Annotated in this window: 23 protein-coding genes; 7 read left to right on the plus strand and 16 right to left on the minus strand. The window is 59.5% G+C overall.

What is annotated here, in order from left to right; all coding sequences use genetic code 11:
- Positions 1-38 precede the first annotated feature (38 nt).
- From ruvC to tyrS, 8 genes are all read right to left on the minus strand, one after another.
- Positions 39-578 (minus strand): crossover junction endodeoxyribonuclease RuvC, encoded by a 540-nt coding sequence (gene ruvC / locus ACL9RI_RS20150; protein ID WP_422728269.1) that lies wholly within the window; start codon positions 576-578, stop codon positions 39-41.
- An 81-nt stretch (positions 579-659) separates the two neighbouring features.
- Positions 660-2246 (minus strand): bifunctional phosphoribosylaminoimidazolecarboxamide formyltransferase/IMP cyclohydrolase, encoded by a 1587-nt coding sequence (gene purH, locus ACL9RI_RS20155; protein WP_422728270.1) that lies wholly within the window; start codon positions 2244-2246, stop codon positions 660-662.
- Between the two features lie 98 nt (positions 2247-2344).
- Complete coding sequence (locus ACL9RI_RS20160; RefSeq protein WP_008445162.1) at positions 2345-2578, minus strand: helix-turn-helix domain-containing protein; 234 nt, start codon at positions 2576-2578, stop codon at positions 2345-2347.
- 108 nt (positions 2579-2686) lie between these two features.
- Complete coding sequence (gene dusB, locus ACL9RI_RS20165; protein WP_422728271.1) at positions 2687-3730, minus strand: tRNA dihydrouridine synthase DusB; 1044 nt, start codon at positions 3728-3730, stop codon at positions 2687-2689.
- A gap of 139 nt (positions 3731-3869) precedes the next feature.
- Positions 3870-4514, minus strand: coding sequence for a histidine phosphatase family protein (locus ACL9RI_RS20170; RefSeq protein ID WP_422728272.1), 645 nt, complete (start codon positions 4512-4514; stop codon positions 3870-3872).
- A 6-nt stretch (positions 4515-4520) separates the two neighbouring features.
- Entirely contained in the window at positions 4521-5183 is a 663-nt protein-coding gene (locus tag ACL9RI_RS20175) for a YbhB/YbcL family Raf kinase inhibitor-like protein (RefSeq protein ID WP_422728273.1), read from the minus strand.
- Between the two features lie 55 nt (positions 5184-5238).
- A complete protein-coding gene (gene dtd, locus ACL9RI_RS20180) occupies positions 5239-5685 on the minus strand; it encodes a D-aminoacyl-tRNA deacylase (protein ID WP_422728274.1) in 447 nt (148 codons plus the stop codon).
- Positions 5682-6947, minus strand: a complete 1266-nt coding sequence (gene tyrS / locus ACL9RI_RS20185; protein WP_422728275.1) for a tyrosine--tRNA ligase — start codon at positions 6945-6947, stop codon at positions 5682-5684. The genes dtd and tyrS overlap by 4 nt, the downstream gene beginning before the upstream one ends.
- Positions 6948-7098: 151 nt before the next feature.
- On the opposite strand from tyrS, the gene ACL9RI_RS20190 reads away from it, so the two are divergent.
- Positions 7099-8466: a peptidoglycan DD-metalloendopeptidase family protein gene (locus tag ACL9RI_RS20190; protein ID WP_422728276.1), complete on the plus strand. Its 1368-nt coding sequence runs from the start codon at positions 7099-7101 to the stop codon at positions 8464-8466.
- 93 nt (positions 8467-8559) lie between these two features.
- On the plus strand, positions 8560-9651 hold the full coding sequence (locus ACL9RI_RS20195) for an anhydro-N-acetylmuramic acid kinase (RefSeq protein WP_422728277.1): 1092 nt from the start codon (positions 8560-8562) through the stop codon (positions 9649-9651).
- A 164-nt stretch (positions 9652-9815) separates the two neighbouring features.
- Here ACL9RI_RS20195 and erpA read toward each other — a convergent pair whose 3' ends face one another.
- From erpA to rplM, 5 genes are all read right to left on the minus strand, one after another.
- The gene (erpA, locus tag ACL9RI_RS20200; RefSeq protein ID WP_183680207.1) at positions 9816-10178 is read right to left on the minus strand and encodes an iron-sulfur cluster insertion protein ErpA; all 363 of its coding nucleotides are present in this window, start codon (positions 10176-10178) and stop codon (positions 9816-9818) included.
- A 92-nt stretch (positions 10179-10270) separates the two neighbouring features.
- Entirely contained in the window at positions 10271-10660 is a 390-nt protein-coding gene (locus ACL9RI_RS20205) for a bactofilin family protein (protein ID WP_422728278.1), read from the minus strand.
- A gap of 95 nt (positions 10661-10755) precedes the next feature.
- A complete protein-coding gene (argC, locus tag ACL9RI_RS20210; RefSeq protein ID WP_422728279.1) occupies positions 10756-11793 on the minus strand; it encodes an N-acetyl-gamma-glutamyl-phosphate reductase in 1038 nt (345 codons plus the stop codon).
- A 176-nt stretch (positions 11794-11969) separates the two neighbouring features.
- Positions 11970-12362, minus strand: a complete 393-nt coding sequence (gene rpsI, locus ACL9RI_RS20215) for a 30S ribosomal protein S9 (protein ID WP_038496320.1) — start codon at positions 12360-12362, stop codon at positions 11970-11972.
- 9 nt (positions 12363-12371) lie between these two features.
- Positions 12372-12800: a 50S ribosomal protein L13 gene (rplM, locus tag ACL9RI_RS20220; RefSeq protein ID WP_010393282.1), complete on the minus strand. Its 429-nt coding sequence runs from the start codon at positions 12798-12800 to the stop codon at positions 12372-12374.
- 224 nt (positions 12801-13024) lie between these two features.
- On the opposite strand from rplM, the gene ACL9RI_RS20225 reads away from it, so the two are divergent.
- Positions 13025-13447, plus strand: coding sequence for an OsmC family protein (locus tag ACL9RI_RS20225; protein ID WP_422728280.1), 423 nt, complete (start codon positions 13025-13027; stop codon positions 13445-13447).
- Between the two features lie 60 nt (positions 13448-13507).
- Here ACL9RI_RS20225 and coq7 read toward each other — a convergent pair whose 3' ends face one another.
- Complete coding sequence (gene coq7, locus ACL9RI_RS20230) at positions 13508-14152, minus strand: 2-polyprenyl-3-methyl-6-methoxy-1,4-benzoquinone monooxygenase (protein WP_422728281.1); 645 nt, start codon at positions 14150-14152, stop codon at positions 13508-13510.
- Positions 14153-14243: 91 nt separating this feature from the next.
- Entirely contained in the window at positions 14244-14675 is a 432-nt protein-coding gene (locus ACL9RI_RS20235) for a hypothetical protein (protein ID WP_300751607.1), read from the minus strand.
- Positions 14676-14828: 153 nt separating this feature from the next.
- On the opposite strand from ACL9RI_RS20235, the gene ACL9RI_RS20240 reads away from it, so the two are divergent.
- The 4 genes from ACL9RI_RS20240 to ACL9RI_RS20255 all read left to right on the plus strand — a co-directional run bounded on the left by ACL9RI_RS20240 (position 14829) and on the right by ACL9RI_RS20255 (position 21483).
- Positions 14829-15617 (plus strand): ATP-binding cassette domain-containing protein, encoded by a 789-nt coding sequence (locus ACL9RI_RS20240; protein WP_422728282.1) that lies wholly within the window; start codon positions 14829-14831, stop codon positions 15615-15617.
- 4 nt (positions 15618-15621) lie between these two features.
- Positions 15622-16818 carry an ABC transporter permease gene (locus ACL9RI_RS20245; protein ID WP_422728283.1) on the plus strand — a complete coding sequence of 399 codons (1197 nt, stop codon included), beginning with the start codon at positions 15622-15624 and terminating at the stop codon, positions 16816-16818.
- A 183-nt stretch (positions 16819-17001) separates the two neighbouring features.
- The gene (locus tag ACL9RI_RS20250; protein WP_422728284.1) at positions 17002-17895 is read left to right on the plus strand and encodes an ABC transporter ATP-binding protein; all 894 of its coding nucleotides are present in this window, start codon (positions 17002-17004) and stop codon (positions 17893-17895) included.
- A 9-nt stretch (positions 17896-17904) separates the two neighbouring features.
- Complete coding sequence (locus ACL9RI_RS20255) at positions 17905-21483, plus strand: ABC transporter permease/M1 family aminopeptidase (RefSeq protein WP_422728285.1); 3579 nt, start codon at positions 17905-17907, stop codon at positions 21481-21483.
- A 61-nt stretch (positions 21484-21544) separates the two neighbouring features.
- Here the strand turns inward: ACL9RI_RS20255 and ACL9RI_RS20260 are convergent, their stop codons facing one another.
- Positions 21545-21913 carry a hypothetical protein gene (locus tag ACL9RI_RS20260; RefSeq protein ID WP_422728286.1) on the minus strand — a complete coding sequence of 123 codons (369 nt, stop codon included), beginning with the start codon at positions 21911-21913 and terminating at the stop codon, positions 21545-21547.
- Between the last annotated feature and the right edge of the window lie 106 nt (positions 21914-22019).

Raw genomic sequence — 22019 nt, forward strand, 5'->3', positions numbered from 1 at the left:
ACATGTTCCTAACTAATTTTATAAGAGTAAATGCTACTTTAGCCGACCAGCCGGCCGCGCTTCATGCGCAAACCCTGCAATTGCGGCGCTACCTTACCCAGCATGGCCAGCGCATCGACGCTGTTGGCGTGGCAGATGGCCACCCCCAGCGCATCGGCCGCATCGCTGCCCGGCAAGCCAGGCAGTGTCAGCAGCCGGGAAACCATATCCTGGACTTGTTCCTTGGCCGCCTTGCCATGGCCAGTGACGGCTTGCTTGACTTGCAGCGCCGTATATTCGGCCACCGACAGGTCCGCATGGACCAGCGCACAGATGGCCGCGCCGCGCGCCTGGCCCAGCAGCAAGGTCGATTGGGGATTGACGTTGACGAAAACTTTTTCGATGGCGGCGCAATCGGGCTGGTAGGTGCGCACGATTTCACTGACGCCCTGCAGGATGATCTTCAGGCGTGGCGGCAATTCGCCCTCGGACGCCGTCTTGACGGTACCCGACGCGATATAGCGCAGCTTGTTGCCGAGTTTTTCGATGACCCCGAAGCCCGTGGTGCGCAGGCCAGGATCGATGCCGAGAATAATCATCGCCAGATTCTATAATGAATACGGCAGGCACCGGTGGAAACCGGTGCCTGCCGCAAATGTGCTGCTTGGGATGGGACTATCTTAATGGCGGAAGTGACGCGTACCGGTCAAGAGCATCACCACACCGCGCTCGTCCGCTGCATCGATCACTTCCTGGTCGCGCATCGAGCCGCCCGGATGGATGACGCAGGTCGCGCCCGCATCAACGACAACGTCGAGGCCGTCGCGGAACGGGAAGAAGGCGTCCGACGCCACCACCGAGCCGGCCAGCGACAAACCGGCGTTTTGCGCCTTGATCGAGGCGATGCGGGCCGAATCGATACGGCTCATCTGGCCTGCGCCCACGCCCAGGGTCATGTTATTGCCGCAGAAAACGATGGCGTTCGACTTGACGAATTTCGCCACTTTCCAGGCAAACATCAGGTCTTGCAATTGCTGTTGCGTCGGTTGCAGCTTGGTCACCACGCGCAAGTCGCCGATGGCCACGTTTTTCGCGTCCGGCGCCTGCACCAGCAAACCGCCGCCCACGCGCTTGAAATCCATCGCATTGACGCCGGCGCCCAGCGGGATTTCCAGCATGCGCACGTTTTGCTTGCTCGACAGAATCTGTTTCGCTTCTGCCGAGAACGACGGAGCGATCAGCACTTCCACGAACAGCTTGGCGATCTCGCCGGCGGTAGCGCCGTCGAGTTCGGTATTGAAGGCGATGATGCCGCCGAAAGCCGAGGTCGGGTCCGTCTGCAGGGCGCGCGCATAGGCTTCCGCCGCATTCTTGCCCAGGGCTACGCCGCATGGATTGGCGTGCTTGACGATCACGCAGGCGGCGCTTTGTTCAAAACCGCCCAGGCTCTTCACGCATTCCCAGGCTGCATCGGCGTCGGCGATATTGTTGTACGACAATTCCTTGCCTTGCAGCTGGCGGTAATTGGCCAGCGCGCCTTCGGTGATGGCCAGGTCGCGGTAGAAAGCGGCGCTCTGGTGGGGATTTTCGCCGTAGCGCATGTCCTGCACTTTTTCAAAGGCCACGTTCAGGGTTTGCGGGTAGGCGCCGCGCTCGGCGTGCACCTTGGTCGGGCCCAGGCTGGTCAGGTAATTGGTGATGGCGCCATCGTATTGGGCCGTGTGCGCAAAGACTTTTTTCGCCAGCATGAAACGGGTGTCGTAGCTGACCGCATCCACTGCGCTGTCCGCCGCCTTGATTTCCGCCAGCACCACGTCGTAGTCCGACGGATCGCAGATCACGACCACGTCCTTGTGGTTCTTGGCTGCCGAACGCAGCATGGTCGGGCCGCCGATATCGATGTTTTCGATCGCGTCTTCCAGGCTGCACGTATCCTTGGCTACCGTAGCCTGGAACGGGTACAGGTTGACCACCACCATGTCGATGGTCGGCATGTCGTGCTCGACCAGTTTCGACATATGCTCGGGGAAATCGCGGCGCGCCAGGATACCGCCATGCACTTTCGGGTGCAGGGTTTTCACGCGGCCATCGAGCATCTCGGGGAAACCCGTGTAGTCGGCGACTTCCGTCACGGGAACACCGTTGTCTGCCAACAATTTGGCGGTGCCGCCGGTCGACAGGATGTTGACGCCGAGAGCGGACAGGGCGCGCGCGAAATCGAGGACGCCGGTCTTGTCGGAAACGGAAATGAGAGCTTGTTTGATCATGGCTGAGGCTAGGTAGTTAAGTGTTCTTGGCGAATGCACAACGGTCCCTGCAGGGCGCTGCGGCGGATTCAAATCTTGGCGTCACTTGCAAGCCGGCATTACAGCAAACCGTGCTCCTGCAATTTCTTGCGCAGGGTATTGCGGTTAATGCCCAGCATTTGCGCGGCATGCGACTGGTTGCCATCGGCGCGTGTCATCACGACTTCCAGGATGGGCTTTTCCACGGTCAGCACGACCATGTCGTAGATATTCGATGCTTGCTGTTCGCCCAGGTCATTGAAGTAATCTTCTAGACTTTTCTGTACGACTTCCTGAATGCTTTCTTTGCTCATTTTGCTGTTCAACCGGCTAATTAATTTGTCGTGATGCTGTCAATCATGACGCCATCATCCGCGTAACGCGAGGCGTTCGCCCTTGTTCTGTCTTGTTTTCTTGTCTTCTTATACTGCTGCTGCGGCTGCTTCTATCAAACCGCTATCGCCAACTTCAGAGAGGCGGTATTGTAACCGTTCGCCAAATTTCCATTGCGACTCAAAAAACTGGTCGACGGCCAGCAACTGCGCGTCCGTCGACTCCAGCAAATTCATTTGCTGGCGGAATGCCTCGCCGCCCTCCAGGTCTTTCACATACCAGCCGATATGCTTGCGCGCCGTGCGTACGCCGAGGAATTCACCATAAAACGCATAATGGGCGCGCAAATGCTCGTCCATCAGGGTGCGCACTTCATCCACATACGGCGCCGGCAACAAAGTGCCGGTACGTAAGAAATGATCGATTTCGCGGCATATCCACGGCCGGCCCTGCGCCGCGCGGCCGATCATGACGGCATCGGCGCCCGTTTGATCCAGCACATAACGGGCCTTCTGGGGGCTGGTGATGTCGCCGTTGGCGACCACCGGGATACCCACCGACGCTTTCACGGCTGCAATAGTTTCGTATTCGGCATCCCCCTTGTAGCCATCAGCCCGCGTGCGGCCATGCAGGGTCAGCATCTGGATGCCGGCCTGTTCGGCGATGCGGGCGATTTTCAGGGCGTTCTTGTTTTCACGGTTCCAGCCCGTGCGAAATTTCAAGGTGACGGGCACATCGACGGCATTGACCACCGCGTGCAAAATCTTTTCCACCAGGCTTTCGTTTTGCAACAGGGCCGAACCGCACCAGCTATTGCAGACCTTTTTCACGGGGCAACCCATGTTGATGTCGATGATCTGCGCGCCACGGTCCACATTGAACCTGGCGCAATCGGCCAGGTCCTGCGGATCGGCACCGGCGATCTGCACGGCTTTCGGTTCCATTTCACCGTCGTGGTCGGTACGGCGCGAACTTTTTTCCGTTGCCCACAGACGCGGATTCGACGCCGCCATCTCCGACACGGCATACCCTGCGCCCAACTGCTTGCACAACTGGCGGAATGGCCGATCCGTCACACCCGCCATGGGAGCGACGAAAACGTTGTTACGCAGAATGTGAGGGCCGATTTGCACTGAGGGAACCTGAAGGGGACGGAGGAACCTGCTATTTTAACCGATTATCTGCCTAAATAATAAGCACTATTTTTCATGGCGCAGTGCGTCTGGGCGGAAAACATCTTGTGCAAAGCAGCAAAATAACCAGCCGACAAGGCTAGCCCAGCTCGTCCATCGCAGGCGTTTGCAAATGTTCGACATTGCCCCAATGCAGCAGATGCAGTTGGCCATCGGCAAATGAAAAACGGTTCACGCTGGCATTTTTGACCTGGAAGTCGCGCGGACTGTCGAGCGACATGCCGACCGCGGCCCGGTACGCGCATTCGAGTACGCCGCCATGCGCCACGATGGCGATGGTCTGGCCCGCATAACGCTGCGCCCATTCGGCGATGGCGTCCGTGCTGCGCCCATAGAACTGGCGAAAACTCTCGGCCTGGCGCTCGCCGGACGGCATCACGGCATCGATCTGGCGCGCCTGCCATTGCGCATATTCATGCGGGTAGCGCGCAGCGATATCGGCATACAGCAAGCCTTCGAAGGCGCCATAACAGCGTTCGCGCAGCAGCGCGTCCGTCTGCACGGGCAAGTCTTGTAGCCCAGCAATGGCTTGCGCCGTTTGCTGCGCGCGCGACAAGTCGCTGGCGATCACGGCCGTCAATGGCTCGCCCGCCAGGGCCTGGCCCAGCGCGGCCGCTTGCGCCAGGCCTGCGGGATTCAAGGCGATGTCGATATGGCCCTGCAGGCGGCGTTCCGCGTTCCAGGCCGTTTCGCCATGGCGTATCAATAAAATCGTGGTGGTCATAAAGTCTTATTTTTTGAGGGTGGACGCCACGGCGGGGTGCAAGGAATACACAGCGACCAGCTGCGCCTCATCGATGATATGGCCGTAGATGGCGTCATGCGCATCGCGCGCCGTGAAACGTTCGGGCAAGGCTAAACGCGGCACGTCCAGCGCATACAGGCGGAAAATATAGTGGTGCAGGCGCTCGTCATTCCATGGCGGACAAGGGCCATCGTAGCCATGATAGTCGCCCGCAATGGCCGGGTCGCCGGCAAACCACAAGCTGTAATCGTTGATACCCTGGCGCAGCTGATACGGGCCGCTGCCGTCCAGCCAGGGCACGCTGGCCGCCTGTTTGCCACGCGCCGTGACGCCGCTGGAAAACTGTCCTGCAGCAATGCTGCGCATGGCGAGCGGGATATCGAGCAAGCTCCAGTGGAAAAAATCGCCGCGCGGCGCCGTCAGGGGCAAGCTGCTGTCATCGCGGTTGACCAGGCTGGCCTCTTGCGGCGCATCGGGATCAAGGCAGAACAAGGCCAGCGACTCGGTACCGTTCGGCACCTCATCCCAGGCCAGGTGGGGATTACGGTTGCCCGCCAGGCGCACGCGGCTGACCGGGTCGATCTCGGCAAACGCATACTCCGCAGGCATCAGGCCGCCATCACGAAATGTTTCGCTCCACAATTTCATCTGCCCATCTCCCTGTCTTTTTTTTATGGCGTACTACTTTTTATGGCGTACTACTTTATTTACCACTCACCTGCAGCCAGAAAGTGACGGGCCCATCATTTGTCAGCGACACTTGCATATCGGCACCAAACTGTCCGGTCTGCACTGTCGCATGACGGCTGCGCGCCTGGCGCACGACATGTTCAAACAGGCGCAGGCCATCTGCCGGGGCAGCGGCTGGCGTAAACGAAGGCCGCGATCCGGACTTGGTATCGGCGGCCAGGGTGAACTGGGGCACCAGCAGCAAGCCGCCGGCCACATCCGTCACGCTGAGATTCATCTTGCCGGCCGCGTCGGAAAACACGCGGTAGGCCAGCAGCTTGGTCAGCAGGGCGTCGGCGTCTTTTTCCGTATCGCCCCGCTCGGCGCACAGCAGCACCATCAGGCCGGCATCGATGGCGCCGATGGTGGCGCCATCGACCACCACCCTCGCTTGCGTGACTCTTTGCAACAGCGCAATCATGCCGTCAAGGTGACACGTGCAAACTTGCGCTTGCCAACTTGCAGCACGAACACGCCATTCTCGACCTTCAAGGCCTTGTCGCTGATGACGGTGCCATCGATGCGCACGCCGCCCTGGTCGATCATGCGCGTCGCTTCCGAGACGGATGGGCACAGGCCGGATTGCTTGAGCAATTGCGCAATCGCCAGCGGGCCGCCGCCCAGGCTGACTTCCGGCACGTCGTCAGGAATGCCGCCTTTCGAGCGGTTGACGAAGTCGGCCAGCGCATCTTCAGCCGCTTGCTGCGAATGGAAGCGGGCAACGATTTCTTGCGCCAGAGCTACTTTCGCATCGCGCGGGTTGCGCCCTTCTTCCACTTCGCGCTTCAGCTGCGCCAGTTCGGCGATCGAGCGCCACGACAGCAACTCGTAGTAGCGCCACATCATGACGTCGGAAATACTCATCAGCTTGGCAAACATGGTGTTGCCCGGTTCCGTGATGCCGATGTAGTTATTCTTCGACTTCGACATTTTTTCCACGCCGTCCAGGCCTTCGAGCAGCGGCATGGTCAGGATGCACTGCTGTTCCTGGCCGTACTGCTTTTGCAGTTCGCGGCCCACCAGCAGGTTGAATTTCTGGTCGGTGCCGCCCAGTTCCAGGTCCGACTTCAGGGCTACCGAATCGTAACCCTGCATCAGCGGGTACAGGAATTCATGCACGGAAATCGGCACGCCGCCCTGGAAGCGCTTGGTGAAGTCGTCGCGTTCGATCATGCGCGCCACCGTGTAGTGCGAAGCGAGCTGGATGATGCCACGCGCGCCCAGCGGATCGCACCATTCCGAGTTATAGCGAATTTCCGTCTTGCTCGCGTCCAGCACCAAAGATGCTTGCGCAAAGTACGTCATCGCGTTAATCTCGATCTGTTCTTTTGTCAACGGCGGGCGCGTGACGTTGCGGCCCGATGGGTCGCCGATCATCGATGTGAAGTCGCCGATCAGGAAAATCACTTGATGGCCGAGGTTTTGCAGCTGGCGCATCTTGTTCAGTACGACAGTGTGACCCAGGTGCAAGTCGGGTGCGGTAGGGTCCAGGCCCAGTTTGATGCGCAGTGGTACGCCAGTCTGTTCGGAACGGGCCAATTTTTGCGCAAATTCGCTTTCGATCAAGAGTTCATCGACGCCACGCTTGGTAATCGCGAGGGCTTCTTGTACTCTGTCCGACAGAGGAAGCGCGGCTTGAGTTGCGTTAGCCTTGGCAGGCGATGCGGTGGTGTTGATTTCCATAAAATTTGACAGTAGATCTCAAAATGGTAGTAGGTTTGCGGAGTTTGTTATAATGCCCGATCCCATCAATCTTGCCGCATGAAAACGAAACAAAATAACAATAAAGAGCGCTAGTTCAGGCATCGTTCAAAGGCAAATTTTAACTGATTGCATGAACCCTATACATAAAATCACAGGCTCCCGCCTGTACACACAGCTGGCGACGACCCGCAAAGCACGCATTATCGGCGTCTCTGCGGTGCTGCTCACCGTAGTCGCCTTCGGCGCCGCTGGTGTTGCTCCGCTGGCGCCCGACGCGTCCGACCTGCCGGTCAAGTCGATTGCCGAGAACCTGGAAATGCCCGACCTGTCGGCGCAAATCTCGGCGATGGAGCAGGTAGACCAGAATTTCACCCACGAAGAAAAAGTCCGCGCCGGCGATACCCTCGCCACCTTGCTGACCCGTCTTGGCGTGGATGATGCGGCGGCCACCAGTTTCATCAAGTCCGACAAGGTTGCGCGCGGCGTGATGCTGCTGAAAACGGGCAAGCGCGTGCAAGCGCAAACGACCGAAAACGGCGAACTGAACTGGCTGCGCGCGACCCTGGTCGACAGCACGGACAAATCGGTGAAAAACATCCTGATCACCCGCAAAGGTGACAAGTTCGTGGCGTCCGAAGTAGCGCCCCAGCTGGAACGCCGCGTTGAAATGCATGCCCGCAAGATCACTTCCACCCTGTTTGCCGCCATCGATTCCAGCCTGGACGGCACCCGCCTGCCGGATTCGATTTCTTCGCAAATCGTGGACATGTTCTCGACCAATATCGATTTCCGTTCCGATATCAAGCGCGGCGACAGCTTCAACGTGGTCTATGAAACTTTCTGGCAAGATGGCGAATTCGTGCGCGCAGGCCGCATCCTGGCCGGTGAATTCACCAACCGCGGCAAGACCTATCAATCCGTGTGGTTCGAAGACCCGGCCAGCAAGCAAGGCGGCGGTTACTACAGCTTCGACGGCAAGTCCCTCAAAAAAGCCTTTTTGAAATCCCCCCTCCAGTTTTCCCGTATCTCGTCCGGCTTCTCGATGCGCGTGCATCCGATTTCCGGCAACTGGAAACAGCACAAGGGTATCGATTTCGCCGCAGCAACGGGCACCCCTATCCACGCATCGGGCGATGGCGTGGTCGAGTCGGTCGGCATGCAAAATGGCTATGGCAACATCGTGGTCCTGAAACACTGGGCCAACTACAGCACCGCCTACGCCCACATGAGCCGCTTCGCTGCCGGCTTGAAAAAAGGCCAGAAAGTCAGCCAGGGCGATGTGATCGGTTATGTCGGCACCACCGGCTGGTCGACGGGCGCCCACTTGCATTATGAATTCCGCGTCGGCGGCGCAGCACAAGACCCAAGCAAGGTGAGCGTACTGGCGCAAGCGCCATTGACGCCAGCCGAACTGGCGCGTTTCCGCCTGGTGTCGAATGACATGATGCACCGCTTCACCCTGCTGCGTCCTAACGACACGGCAATCGCTTCGCGCTAAGCGCAGCTTGCCCCACGGGGTAGACTACAAGGCACCGCCCGTTTCGATGGCCGGTGCCTTTTTTATTCATCTACCTCATCACGAAGGAAGAATATGCTTTATATCGGTCTGATGTCCGGCACCAGCCTCGATGGCGTCGATGGCGCCCTGGTGGATTTTTCAGAGGACGGCGTGCGCAGCCTGGCTGATGCTTATATAGCCTTCCCTGCCAGCCTGCGCAGCGACCTGATGGCGCTGCAAGGTCCGGGCCAGAATGAAATCGAGCGCGAGGCGCTGGCCGCCAACGCCTTGGTGCGCCACTACGCCGACTGCGTCACTACTCTGCTGCAACAAGCCGGCATCGGTCCTGAAGCCATTGTTGCCATCGGGGCACACGGGCAAACCATCCGCCACCGTCCCGAACTGGGTTTTACGCGCCAGCTGAATAATCCTGCCCTGTTGGCCGAACTGACGGGCATCGACGTGATCGCCGACTTGCGCAGCCGCGACGTGGCGGCTGGCGGCCAGGGCGCGCCGCTGGTGCCCGCCTTTCACCAGGCCATATTCAATGAAGCCGGCAAGACGCGCGTGGTGGCCAATATCGGCGGCATCAGCAATATCAGCGTGCTGCATGCCGATGGCACGGTGACGGGCTACGATACGGGTCCGGGCAATGCCTTGATGGATGGCTGGATCCTGCAGCACCAGGGCCACGCCTACGATGCGGATGGCGCCTGGGCTGCCACCGGCTCGGTGATCCCCGGCTTGCTGGCCGACTTGCTGGGTGAAGCCTATTTTTCGCTGCCGGCGCCGAAAAGCACGGGCCGCGACCTGTTCCATGCCGACTGGCTGGCCGGCAAGCTCGCCAACTATCCGCACGCCCTGCCCGCCGACGTGCAAGCAACCCTGACCCGCTTGACGGCCGTCAGCCTGGCGCAAGCCATCGCGCGCGACGGCGCGCAAGCCGATGCCGTGTATGTATGCGGTGGCGGCGCATATAACGCCAGCTTGCTGCGGGAGCTGGCGAAAGAGTTACCAACAATGAAAGTTGAATCGACGCAGGCGCTGGGCGTGGCGCCCAGTCAGGTCGAAGCACTGGCGTTTGCCTGGCTGGCCTGGCGCTTTACCCAGCGCAAGCCGGGCAATCTGCCAGCAGTGACGGGCGCGCAGGGATTGCGCGTGCTGGGAGCGCTGTATCCGCGCTAGAGGAATCGTAGAAACACAAATAGCGGATCAGTGATCCGCTATTTTTAATCCGCCATGATCTCAGCGTGCCTGAAAAATGTTCAGGGCAAGGCGCATGGCCGCAGGCAGTACGAATAGTACGGCCAGGCCATGCAACGCAGCCATGGACTTTTTCTCAGGTGCGCTTAAACTGAGAACGAGGAGCCGCAACCGCAGGTGGAAGTTGCGGTTGGGTTTTTGATGACGAATTGCGCACCTTCCAGGTCATCCTTGTAGTCGATTTCCGCGCCGACCAGGTACTGGTAGCTCATGGAATCGATCAGCAGCTGGACGCCGTTCTTGACCATGGTGGTGTCATCTTCGTTGACGATTTCATCGAAGGTGAAGCCGTACTGGAAACCGGAACAGCCGCCACCCTGCACAAAAACGCGCAGTTTCAGGTCGGGATTGCCTTCTTCTTCGATCAGCTGCGCGACTTTGTCAGCGGCGCTATCGGTGAAGATAATAGGGCTAGGGATCACATCTTGCATTTCAGCGACGGCATTCATTTCAGACTCCTGAGAAAACATGGCTTCATTATAGACGGTTGGCGCAAGTCGCGCTGTGGCCGGCTTGGTCACGGCCAGCGGCCGTTGTTATTTCACATTTCAGAGACGGCCAGGTGCAGCACGGGATCGACGCCCTCATGGCGGCTGAGCTTGCCTTGCACCAGCGCACCGCTGTGCATCTCCAGCACCTTGTAATACACTTCCCCGCAGATGCGGGCTTTTGGCTGGATTTCAAGCATTTCGGACACATACACGGGGCCGTTGATCTCGCCGCTGACCACCAGGCTGGAGCAGCGCACTTCGCCATCGATGCGCCCGCCCTCGCCCAGCACCACATACGTGGGCTCGCCCGACTCTCCCGTCACATTGCCGCGCACATGGCCATCGATGCGCAATCCGCCGGAAAACAGCAAGTCGCCCTGCAGCTGCGTCGAAGCGCCGATCAGGGTATCGATGGGGTTTTTCGCGTTGCGCTCGAACATGAACGCCATCCTTTCGGTAAACGTGACAGTTCAATCTATCACAGGTCCGGGAGAAAGGCCCCGGACCTGCACAACCATCGTGCCGAAACTCCTATTTACGGCAGCAGGGCAACATGCTGCAAGCCAGCCGTTTCTTGCAAGCCAAACATCAAGTTCATGCATTGCACGGCCTGGCCCGACGCGCCCTTGACCAGGTTATCCTGCACCACCAGCACGATCACGGTATTGCCGCCTTCCGGACGGTGCAAGGCCAGGCGCAGCATGTTCGAGCCGCGCGTGGAGCGCGTTTCCGGATGCGAACCGAATGGCATCACGTCCACGAAAGGCTCGTCCTTGTATTGCTCTTCGAACAAGGCTTGCAATTCTTCATTGCTGACATCCTTGTTCAATTGCGCATACAGGGTCGAATGCATGCCGCGTATCATCGGCACCAGGTGCGGCGTGAAGGTCAGCGCGACTTTGTCGTCCGTGAAACGCTGCAATTGGGCCGTGGTTTCCGGCAAGTGGCGGTGGCCGGCTACGCCGTAAGCCTTGAAGCTGTCGCTTGCTTCCGAGAACAGGATGCCGATCTCGGCCTTGCGGCCGGCGCCCGACACGCCCGATTTGCAGTCGGCGATCAAGCCGCCCGCGTGGACCAGGCCCGCCTTGAGCAGCGGGTAAAAGCCCAGCTGCATGGTGGTTGGATAGCAACCCGGATTGGCGATCAATTTGGCTTGCTTGATATCGTCACGGTTCAGCTCTGGCAAGCCGTACACGGCTTGGGCTATCAGCTCCGGCGCGGTGTGCGGAATCTTGTACCACTGCTCGAACTTGGCCTGGTCTTTCAGGCGGAAATCAGCCGCCAGATCGATGACTTTCACGCCGGCAGCCAGCAGCGCCGGCGCTTGCGCCATGGCAACACCGTGCGGCGTGGCAAAAAAGACCACGTCGCATTGCTCCAGGTTCGCCTTGTCCGGCGACGAAAACGCCAGTTTCACGTGGCCACGCAAGGAAGGATACATGTCAGCAACGGGCAAGCCATCTTCCTTGCGCGAAGTAATCGCCGTCAACTCGACATCGGGGTGATTTGCCAACAAACGCAGCAATTCCACGCCCGTGTATCCAGTGCCGCCGACGATGCCAACTTTGATCATGTTCTTTCCTTGTGTGTATAAATTCTATGAATAAATAAGGGTGCTGCAGCATATGCATGGATGGCAATGTGCATATTTTACAGCGCAACGGCATGTCACGCTGAAATGCAAAAAAGCCGCCAGACCTGCGTCCAGCGGCTTTTCGACCAGCGCCAGAAGGCGCTGTAGCGTGAAAATTAACGCTTCGAGAATTGTTTTGCGCGACGTGCTTTGCGCAGACCAACTTTTTTACGCTCAACTTCACGTGCATCGCGGGTCACGAAGCCGGCTTTGGCCAGATCCGATTTCAACGCTGCATCGTAGTCGATCAGTGCGCGGGTGATGCCGTGACGAACTGCACCAGCCTGGCCGGACTCGCCGCCGCCGTGAACGTTGACTTTGATGTCGAAACGCTCAACATTGCCGGTCAGTTCCAGAGGTTGACGAATGACCATCAGACCGGTTTCGCGCGAGAAGTATTCGTTTGCTGGTTTGCCGTTAACAACGATCAAGCCTGTGCCAACTTTGATAAAAACGCGAGCCACTGCACTTTTGCGACGGCCGGTTCCATAATTGTAATTACCGATCATGTCAGTTCCTTAGAGAACAAGTGCTTTAGGTTGCTGAGCAGCGTGCGGATGGGAACCTTCCGCGTACACTTTCAGCTTCTTGATCATTGCGTAGCCGAGTGGGCCTTTAGGCAACATGCCTTTGACCGCTTTCTCAAGCGCGCGACCTGGAAAACGCTGTTGCATTTTCTGGAAGTTGGTTTCGTAGATGCCGCCTGGATAGCCAGAGTGACGGTAGTAAATTTTCTCAGTAGCTTTGGTACCGGTCACACGCAGTTTGCCTGCGTTGATGACGACGATGAAGTCGCCGGTATCGACGTGAGGAGTAAATTCTGGTTTGTGTTTGCCGCGCAGTCGGAGTGCCACTTCGCTGGCAACACGTCCGAGGACTTTGTCCGTCGCGTCAACCACGAACCAATCGCGCTGGACTTCATGTCCTTTAGCGGAAAATGTTTTCATGTTGACTTCCTAATAGATTACACGCTCAAATGGTGGTTCCGCCGGTACAACTGTGCGGACTCTGCCTTATTTACTTTTCCTGAGCGAACGGAAAGCCGACAAGTATAAGCGGCTTTGCCGTACCGCGTCAAGTGCAAACGTAGAGCTGTCGCGGCTTGGCGGGCCGAACATGGACGGTCTATCCTCCATTACAATACAAAACGCTTACAACTTCGGAGAGTACGATGGAATGCAAAGTTAGCTGGAATGGCCCGTCGGGCATGAGTTTTCGGGCAGAGACCGGCTCCGGCCATCTGGTGACGATGGATGGCGCGCCCGATGGCGGCGGCCACAACCTGGCGCCGCGCCCGATGGAAATGGTGCTGCTCGGCACGGGCGGCTGCACCGCCTATGACGTGGTGCTGATTCTGAAACGGGGCCGCGAAGCCGTCAGTGGCTGCGAAGTCACCCTCAAGGCCGAGCGCGCCGACACCGATCCGAAAGTGTTCACCAAGATCCACTTCCACTTCACCGTACGCGGCAAGGCCTTGAGGCAGAATGTCGTGGAACGGGCGGTGGCCTTGTCGCATGACAAATATTGCTCGGCTTCCATCATGCTGGCGAAGACCGCCGAGATTACGCACTCGTTTGAAATCATCGAGGAATAAAAACTGGGGTCAGACCCGACGGGACTCGGCGTCCCCGTCTGCCCCCGGCTCTTTTTGCGCCTAAATATAATAAGCAGTCTTGGTCATGACCTTGCCCATCAGGCCCATCAAGGCCTTCACCGGCGCCGGCGTATCGATGGCGCCCAAGCGCTGCGCCGCCGCGCCATGCTCCACCTCATCGATCTGCATCTGACGCACGATGGCGCGCGATTTGGCGTCTTGCGGCGGCAGCTCTTCCAGGTGGCTGGCCAGGTGGGCTTCTACCTGGCGCTCTGTTTCCACCACGAAACCCAGGCTGCGGCCGTCGCCCATGCGGGCGGCCAGCGTGCCGAGCGCGAACGAACCGGCGTACCACAGCGGGTTGAGCAGGCTCAAACGCGAACCCAGTTCCGTCAGGCGCTGCGCCGTCCAGGCCAGATGATCTTCTTCTTCCCGGCCCGCTTCATCGAACTGGGCGCGGATCGCCGGGCTATGCGCATAACGCGCCTGCGAGTTGTACAGGGCTTGCGCGCACACTTCACCAACATGGTTGACGCGCATCAAGCCGGCGCTATGACGCTGCTCGGCGGCGCTCAGGGTGGCGTCAGGCGCTTGCGCGGCCGGCGTGGGGCGCGAGGCTGAAGCGACGCCGGCCATGACGCGCAGGGCCTTGTCGGCGCCAACAATCAAACGATCCAGGGGAGTAAAGTAAGGGTTCGCGGTCATCGTCGCTATGCTCATTCATGTATGGGGAAACATGGATTATAGGACGATCAAGGCCAGCCGTCCCCACGCCGGCAGCAGGGGGACTCAGGCTTTATTGACCTGTGCGCGCTTTTTCCTGCTCGATCCAGTCCACCACGGGGCCGATGGCGTCGAGCCCGGACAGGCTTTTGGCCACGCCCAGGTTGAGCGAAATCAAAAAGGAAATACTGTCGATGGGAATGTCGGGGCAGTGTTCGGCAAACGCGGCCAGGAAGCGTTCCGATTGCAGCACGCGCAAGACTTTCTCGCCGCTCATGAACTGCAGCACGCTGGCGATGCTGTGCCCGCCACCGAGGCTGTGATAAATAAAACGGTTGTAGCGGGCATCCACCTGCTTGAAATCGATCTCTTCCTGCCGCATCAGGCCGGCCAGGTAATACAGTCCCAGGCTGACACGAAAGAAGCCGATGGCTTCCGCGCTGGTCATGCCGGCGCGCGCCACGGCCAGCACTTTGTCTTGCGTGGCCTGATCGATGCTATTCATGGTCCTGTCCTCCTTATGCGCCAGCTGGCAACGCTCCCTGAGCCAGCTTGCATGAAGATGCTGACTTTTTCAATACGCTTTTCGATATTTCCACCTTGCAAGTTACATTTTTTACATGCTACTCTGTTCTCCCCGACAACATGGACACATCCTATGATAGAGGTCAAGCACCTGGCAAAACGTTTTCGCATGCCTTCCAGGAAGGATAACAAAGGCAAAGCGCTGCAGACACGCGATCCCCGCGAACACGAAGGCTGGTTCCACGCCGTGCGCGACGTCAGTTTCAGCTGTGCTCCCGGAGAAGTGCTGGGCTTGCTTGGCCCCAACGGCGCCGGCAAGACCACCACCTTGCGCCTGCTGTCGACGGCCTTGCAGGCCGATGCCGGCAGCGCCTTCGTGAATGGCGTCGATGTGCTGCAGCAACCGCTGGTGGCGCGCCAGAGCATCGGTTTCTTGTCGGGCTCGACGGGATTGTACGGCCGCCTGACGGCGCGCGAGAATGTCGAATATTTCGGCCGCCTGCACGGCATGCCGGCCGAGCAGCTGAAACGGCGCTGCGATGAATTGTTCGCGCTGCTGCAAATGGAAGAGTATGGCGACAAGCGCGCCGACCAATTATCGACCGGCATGAAGCAGAAATGCGCGATCGCCCGCACCGTGGTGCATGCGCCGCAAGTGGTCATCCTCGATGAGCCGACCACCGGCCTCGATGTGATGTCCTCGAAAATCTTGCTCGATTTCATCGCCAGCTACAAGGCGCTGCGCGTACCGCTGATCTTTTCCACCCACCACTTGCACGAAGTGGAAAAACTGTGCGACCGCGTCTGCATCATCAACCGCGGCACCACCGCCTTCAATGGCACGGTCGATGAGTTGCGCCATCTGGGCGGCAGCCACGATCTGTACGACGCCTTTGTCGGCGTCATCAACCAGGGAGCCTGAGCGCATGTGGACGATTTACCTGAAAGAATTGCTGGAACTGACGCGTGACCGCAAGACCCTGATCTTCACGATCCTGATCCCCATCTTCGCCATGCCCTTGATTTTTGGCGGTTTTGCTTATGTCTCGAGCAATATGTTCAAGAACGCCAAGCTGGCGGACATGAGCTACGCCGTGTTCGGCAAGGAACATTCACCGGGCTTGAGCGCGCGTTTTGCACAGCAGGGCAATCTGCACGAAGTGAGCCTGGCCAGTGAAAGCGAGATCCGCCAGGCGATTTCGGACGAACGCATCAAGTTCGCCGTGGTGATCCCGCCCAGCTTCGATACTGCCCTGCAACAGCAGCAGCAAGCGCGCATCACCCTGCATTACAACAGCGCCAGCACGGTCGATGTCACGCAGCAGCGCGTGCGCGAGATCGTCGACGCCTACAACAACAGCTTGCGCTCGACGGCGCTGTCGGCGCTGGGCCTGAATGCCGGTCAGCTGGCGTTTGCCCTGAACCCCATCGTGCTCGACAAGCAATCGACGGCCAACCAGCGCGAACAGATGGGCGCCATCGTGGGCGGCATCCTGCCCTATCTGCTGCTGATGGTGTGCCTGACGGCCGCCATGTACCCGGCCATCGACCTGGGCGCCGGCGAAAAGGAACGTGGCACCCTGGAAACCCTGCTGCTGGCCCCCGTGCCGCGCGGCGCCATCGTGCTGGCCAAATTCCTGGTGCTGTTTACGGTCGGCATGACTTCGGCCGTCCTGATGGTGGGCAGCATGGCCGGCTTGCTGCTGTACTTCGGCAACTCGCTGGAAGGCAACCTGGCCTTGCTGGTGCGCAGCATCGGCTTGCCCGACCTGGCCATGGTGACCCTGATGCTGGTGCCGACGGCCGCCATCTTCGCCTCGCTGCTGCTGTCGATCTCGATCTATGCAAAAAGCTACAAGGAAGCGGCCGGCATGATCACGCCGTTGATGTTGCTGATCATCTTGCCAACGGTGCTGGCCATGCTGCCCGGCGTGGAGCTGAACTGGATGTGGTCGATGGTGCCGCTCACCAATGTCTCGCTGGCCATGAAGGAATTGGTCAAGGGCACCATGGATTACCGCATGTTTGGCGCCATCCTGGCCTCGACCACCATCATCGCCGGCGCCCTGCTGCTGCTGTGCCGCTGGTGGTTCAAGCGCGAATCGGTCCTGTTCAGGAATTAAGGCCGTCCGGGGGGCGCGAACGCGCGCCGTCCGCCCCCGCCAATTGCACTCTGGACCCGCGAAAATACCGTACATCGCATGCAACTGCCCAGTACGTCTTAAATTCAATACAATGCCACCATACGATAGCCCCGCGCCACCAGTCTGGCGCCGGGCTGCAACACAGCATGAGCAAGGAGTTGTATGGAATTACAGATCCGCAAATTATCCAAGACCTACGCCAACGGCGTGGTGGCGCTGGATAACATTTCGCTGACGATCCCGCCCGGCATGTTCGGCTTGCTGGGCCCGAACGGCGCCGGCAAGTCGACCCTGATGCGCACCCTGGCCACCTTGCAGGAATGCGATTCGGGTTCGGTCTTCTTTGGCGATTACGATGTCCTCGACGACAAGGACGAGGTGCGCCGCATGCTGGGCTATCTGCCGCAAGACTTTGGCCTGTATCCGAAAGTGACGGCGTATGAGCTGCTGGACCACTTTGCCAACCTGAAAGGCTTGTCGAACCGCGCGCGGCGCCGCGAAGTGGTCGACGGCCTGCTGCAGCAAACCAATCTGTTCGATGTGCGCCATCAGCGCCTGGGCGGCTTTTCGGGCGGCATGCGCCAGCGTTTCGGCATCGCGCAAGCGCTGCTGGGCGACCCGAAACTGATCATCGTCGATGAACCGACGGCGGGCCTCGATCCGCAGGAGCGCGTGCGCTTCCACAACCTGCTGTCCGATATCGGTGTCGACAAGACGGTGATCCTGTCGACCCACATCGTGTCCGACGTGGCCGACCTGTGCGCCAACATGGCCATCATCAACAAGGGCAATTTGCTGCTGTGCGGCAAAACGCAGGACTTGATCGATGACGTCAGCTGCAAGATCTGGGCGCGTTTCGTCGACAAGAAAGAGCTGACCAGCTTCCAGCAGCGCCACGCCGTCATTTCCACCCGCCTGCTGTCGGGGCGCACCCTGATCCACGTGTATAGCGACGACGATCCGGGCGACGGCTTCGAGGAAGCCATCGGCGACCTGGAAGACTTGTATTTCGCCACCATCACGGGGCGCCACCACGTCGACCCGGTGTGCGATTAAGGAGCGGCCATGTTTGCCATCGCCAGCTTTGAAGCGCGACAACGGCTCAAGCTCTTGTCCACCTGGGTATATTTCCTCATGTTCCTGGCGCTGTCCATGCTGTGGATGGCCACGGCCGGCGGCGTCTTCAAGGAAGCCACCATCTCATTCGGCGGCAAGTTCCTGATCAACGCGCCCCGTTCGCTGGCCTTCACCAGCAGCATCCTGGGCTGCTTCGGCGTGGTGGTGGTCGCCGCCATGATGGGCCGTTCAGTGCAGCAAGACTTCGAATACGGCATGCAGCACTTCTTCTTCAGTGCGCCGCTAAAGAAATATCAATACGCGTTCGGCCGCTTCCTGGGCGCATATGCCGTGCTGGCCATCATCTTTTCCAGCATCGTGCTGGGCGCCTGGCTGGGCAGCTACCTGCCCGGCATCGATCCCGACCGCCTGGGGCCGCAGCGCGCGCAAGCCTATCTGATGCCGTATGTCTTCACCCTGCTGCCCAATCTGTTCATCTTCGGCGCCATCTTTTTCATCATCGCGGCGCTGACGCGGCGCATGCTGCCCGTCTACATCAGCTCGGTAGTCATGCTGATCGGCTACCTGGTGGCGCCCTCGCTGGCGCGCGACCTCGATTTCAAGACCCTGGCCGCCCTGATCGACCCGTTTGGCACCACGGCGCTGATACGGCTGACGGAATACTGGCCGAATGCGGAACGCAATACGCGGCTGATCACGCCGGACGGGGTGTACCTGCTGAACCGCGTCATCTGGTTCGGCTTTGCCCTGGTGGCGCTGCTGCTGGGCTACTGGCGTTTTCACTTCCATGCCGCCCCCGACAGCGGCGCGGCCAAGCGCCACGGTGAAGGGGAAGTGCCGTTGCGCCTGTCGAACGCCTCGCTCGCCACGCATGAGCCACCGGATTTTGCGCAGCGCAGCCTGGCCGGCCTGCTGTTCCAGATGAGCTGGCTGAACTTGCGCGAAACCATCAAGAACATCTATTTTGTCGTCATCGTGCTGGCCGGCGTGCTGACCATGTATGCGGGCGCGCTCGACATCGGCTCCATGTATGGCACGAATACCTATCCCGTGACGGAAGCGGTGCTGGAACTGGTGCATAACTCGTTCACCTTGTTCATGCTGGTAATCACCACCTTTTATGCGGGCGAACTGGTGTGGCGCGAGCGCGAAGGCAGCATCCACCTGATGCTCGACGCCCTGCCCGTGCCCAACTGGCTGCCATTGCTGTCGAAACTGCTGGCCCTGATCGGCCTGCAAGCCTTGCTGAGCCTGGCCATCATGCTGTGCGGCATGTCGATCCAGATCGTCAACGGCTATTACCATCTGGATCCAAGCCTGTATCTGCAATCGCTATTGCTGACCTATTTGCCGTCCTATGCGCTGACGGCCGTGCTGGCCATTTTCGTGCAGGTGCTGTTCAACCAAAAGTACCTGGCCTATTTTGCGATGATCCTGTACTACATCGCCAGCGTCACCTTCTCGTCGCTGGGCCTGGACGACCCGCTGCTGTTATATGGCAGCACGCCCGGCTTCATGTATTCCGCCATGAACGGCGCCGGCCACTACCTGTTGCGCGAACGCTGGTACTTGCTGTACTGGAGCGGCGCGGCCGTGATGCTGACCGTGCTGTCCCTGCTGTTCTGGCCGCGCGGCGCGCAAGACAGCTGGCGCATCCGCCTGCGCCTGGCCCGCCATGCACTGACGCAACCGGTGCTGGCCAGCTTCGCGGCCGGCCTGTTGATCTTCCTGGGCGCCGGCGGCGTGCTGTTTTACACTTTCCACGTGGCCAATGATTACAAGTCCGGCTACGCCGTCGATGCAGACCGGGCCAGCTTCGAGCAGCACTACAAGAAATTTGCCGCCACGCCACAACCGCGCATCACCGATGTCAAGCTCGACGTCGCCATCTACCCGGACCAGCGCCGCCTGGCCGTCAAGGGCCGCTACCTGCTGGAAAACAAGACCAGTGCGCCGATCAGCCAGATTCTGGTACAGCAAGATCCGAAGGCCAGCATGCGCCTGCGCTTCGATACGCGGGTACACCCGGACCTGGACGACAAGCGGCTGGGCTTTTACAGCTACCGCCTGGCCGCGCCGCTGGCGCCTGGCGCCACCCTGGGCCTCGATTTCGACATCGACTACGCGCCGTGCGGCATACTGGGACTGGGCCAGGAGACGCCGGTGGTGGCCAATGGCACCTTCTTCACGAATGCCGTGCTGCCGCATATCGGCTACCAGCCGCAGCTGGAGCTGACGGATGCGCGCGACCGCAAGAAACATGGCTTGCCGGCGCAGGAGCGGGCCTTGCCGCGCAACGATCCACGGGGTCTTGCCAACAACTACGTCGCCAACGATGCCGACCGCATCCGTTTTGACGCGACCGTCAGCACGGTGGACGGCCAGACGGCCATCGCGCCAGGCACGCTGGACAACGACTGGATCGCCAAGGGCCGCCATTACTTCCATTACACGATGGACCAGCCGATGCTCAATTTCTACGCCTTCCAGTCGGCCCGCTATGCCGTGCGGCATGAGCGCTGGCAAGATGTGGCGATCGATGTGTATTACCAGCCTGGCCATGAATATAATCTGGACCGTTTTATCCGCGGCAGCAAGGATGCGCTCGAGTACTACACGAAAAACTTTGGCCCCTATCAATACAAGGTCTTGCGTATCGTCGAGTTCCCCCGCTACGCCACCTTTGCGCAATCGTTCGCCAACACGATTCCTTTCTCGGAAGGGCTGGGCTTTATTGCCAAGGTCGACGACAAGAATCCCAAGGATCTCGACTACCCGTTCTATGTGACGGCGCATGAAGTGGCGCACCAGTGGTGGGCCCATCAATTGGTCGGCGGCAATACGCGGGGTGCGACCGTGCTCAGCGAGACCCTGGCCGAATACTCGGCGCTGATGGTGATGAAGAAAACCTTTGGCCCGGAAAAGATGCGGCGCTTCCTGCGCTATAACCTGAGCCAGTACCTGATGGGCCGCAGTGGCGAACGCAAGAAAGAGTTGCCGCTGGCCGAGAATGAAAACCAGGATTACATCCATTACAACAAGGGTAGCCTGGCCATGTATCTGCTGCAGGATATCGTCGGCGAAGACAAGATCAATGGCGTGTTGCGCGACCTGCTGCTGAACTACGGCCAGAAGGGTCCGCCGTACGCCAGCGTGACAGCGCTGATCGACGGCTTGCGCAAGGTCACGCCAGCGGACCAGGCCTACCTGATCGACGACCTGTTCGAGAAAATCGTACTGTTCGATAACCGCGCCCTGTCCGCTACGGCGCACAAGCGGGCCGACGGCAAGTATGACGTCACCATCAATGTGCAGGCAGGCAAGCTCCATGCGGGCGAACAGGGCGAGGAGCAGGAAGTGCCGCTGCACGACCTGATCGAGATCGGCGTGGACGACAAGGATGGCACGCCGTTGCTGCGCGAACGCAAGCTGGTCACGGCCAAGCAGAACAGCTATACGGTGGTGGTCAATGGCCGGCCGGGCAAGGCGGGCATCGATCCCGATAACAAGCTGATCGACCGCAAGCCCGACGACAATATGGTAACTGTCGACGTCAGCGACAAATAATCATCGCAGCAATAAAAATGGCCGCCGCATGATTCATCCGGCGGCCATTTTTAGCACGGCGTCAGGCAGTGCGCGTCACTATGGACAGGCTGATGCCCATTTCCGTCAGCGCCAGCAAATCGGCCAGCGACAAGTCCAGCGGCTCCTGGCCAGCCTCGGCACGCAGCTCCAATTGCAATTCAGCCACAATGCGCGGCATATCAAAGCTGACGCCACGCGACGTGCATTCGGCCAGGTAGCTGCGCAAGCGCGAAGGCAAGACTTGCGGTTGCGATGCCTGGGCCACCAGCACCTCGAAACCGGAATCGAGGTACACGCGGCCGCCCTCCTTCGCCTCGCCCTTGCGCCACTGGCGTTCCGGGTCGCTGGGCAAGACTTCGAGGATGGATGTCAAGGTGGCGTCATCGCCATGCACTATCAACTTGGCCATATTCATATTGCAAGACTTTCTTATCGCGGCGCCGCCTGGGTTGGCGGCACCATCATCAAAACGACAAGTCTACGCATGCATGACAAATATGTCCACAAGGCAATAT

The organism is Janthinobacterium sp. Mn2066, assembly GCF_049319705.1.
Lineage (GTDB): Bacteria > Pseudomonadota > Gammaproteobacteria > Burkholderiales > Burkholderiaceae_D > Janthinobacterium.

Coding starts and splice junctions, on each gene's coding strand:
- ruvC (WP_422728269.1), bottom strand. CDS start 578: ATGATTATTCTCGGCATCGATCCTGGCCTGCGCACCACGGGCTTCGGG.
- purH (WP_422728270.1), bottom strand. CDS start 2,246: ATGATCAAACAAGCTCTCATTTCCGTTTCCGACAAGACCGGCGTCCTC.
- ACL9RI_RS20160 (WP_008445162.1), bottom strand. CDS start 2,578: ATGAGCAAAGAAAGCATTCAGGAAGTCGTACAGAAAAGTCTAGAAGAT.
- ACL9RI_RS20170 (WP_422728272.1), bottom strand. CDS start 4,514: ATGACCACCACGATTTTATTGATACGCCATGGCGAAACGGCCTGGAAC.
- ACL9RI_RS20175 (WP_422728273.1), bottom strand. CDS start 5,183: ATGAAATTGTGGAGCGAAACATTTCGTGATGGCGGCCTGATGCCTGCG.
- dtd (WP_422728274.1), bottom strand. CDS start 5,685: ATGATTGCGCTGTTGCAAAGAGTCACGCAAGCGAGGGTGGTGGTCGAT.
- tyrS (WP_422728275.1), bottom strand. CDS start 6,947: ATGGAAATCAACACCACCGCATCGCCTGCCAAGGCTAACGCAACTCAA.
- ACL9RI_RS20190 (WP_422728276.1), top strand. CDS start 7,099: ATGAACCCTATACATAAAATCACAGGCTCCCGCCTGTACACACAGCTG.
- ACL9RI_RS20195 (WP_422728277.1), top strand. CDS start 8,560: ATGCTTTATATCGGTCTGATGTCCGGCACCAGCCTCGATGGCGTCGAT.
- erpA (WP_183680207.1), bottom strand. CDS start 10,178: ATGAATGCCGTCGCTGAAATGCAAGATGTGATCCCTAGCCCTATTATC.
- ACL9RI_RS20205 (WP_422728278.1), bottom strand. CDS start 10,660: ATGTTCGAGCGCAACGCGAAAAACCCCATCGATACCCTGATCGGCGCT.
- argC (WP_422728279.1), bottom strand. CDS start 11,793: ATGATCAAAGTTGGCATCGTCGGCGGCACTGGATACACGGGCGTGGAA.
- rpsI (WP_038496320.1), bottom strand. CDS start 12,362: ATGATCGGTAATTACAATTATGGAACCGGCCGTCGCAAAAGTGCAGTG.
- rplM (WP_010393282.1), bottom strand. CDS start 12,800: ATGAAAACATTTTCCGCTAAAGGACATGAAGTCCAGCGCGATTGGTTC.
- ACL9RI_RS20225 (WP_422728280.1), top strand. CDS start 13,025: ATGGAATGCAAAGTTAGCTGGAATGGCCCGTCGGGCATGAGTTTTCGG.
- coq7 (WP_422728281.1), bottom strand. CDS start 14,152: ATGACCGCGAACCCTTACTTTACTCCCCTGGATCGTTTGATTGTTGGC.
- ACL9RI_RS20235 (WP_300751607.1), bottom strand. CDS start 14,675: ATGAATAGCATCGATCAGGCCACGCAAGACAAAGTGCTGGCCGTGGCG.
- ACL9RI_RS20240 (WP_422728282.1), top strand. CDS start 14,829: ATGATAGAGGTCAAGCACCTGGCAAAACGTTTTCGCATGCCTTCCAGG.
- ACL9RI_RS20245 (WP_422728283.1), top strand. CDS start 15,622: ATGTGGACGATTTACCTGAAAGAATTGCTGGAACTGACGCGTGACCGC.
- ACL9RI_RS20250 (WP_422728284.1), top strand. CDS start 17,002: ATGGAATTACAGATCCGCAAATTATCCAAGACCTACGCCAACGGCGTG.
- ACL9RI_RS20255 (WP_422728285.1), top strand. CDS start 17,905: ATGTTTGCCATCGCCAGCTTTGAAGCGCGACAACGGCTCAAGCTCTTG.
- ACL9RI_RS20260 (WP_422728286.1), bottom strand. CDS start 21,913: ATGGCCAAGTTGATAGTGCATGGCGATGACGCCACCTTGACATCCATC.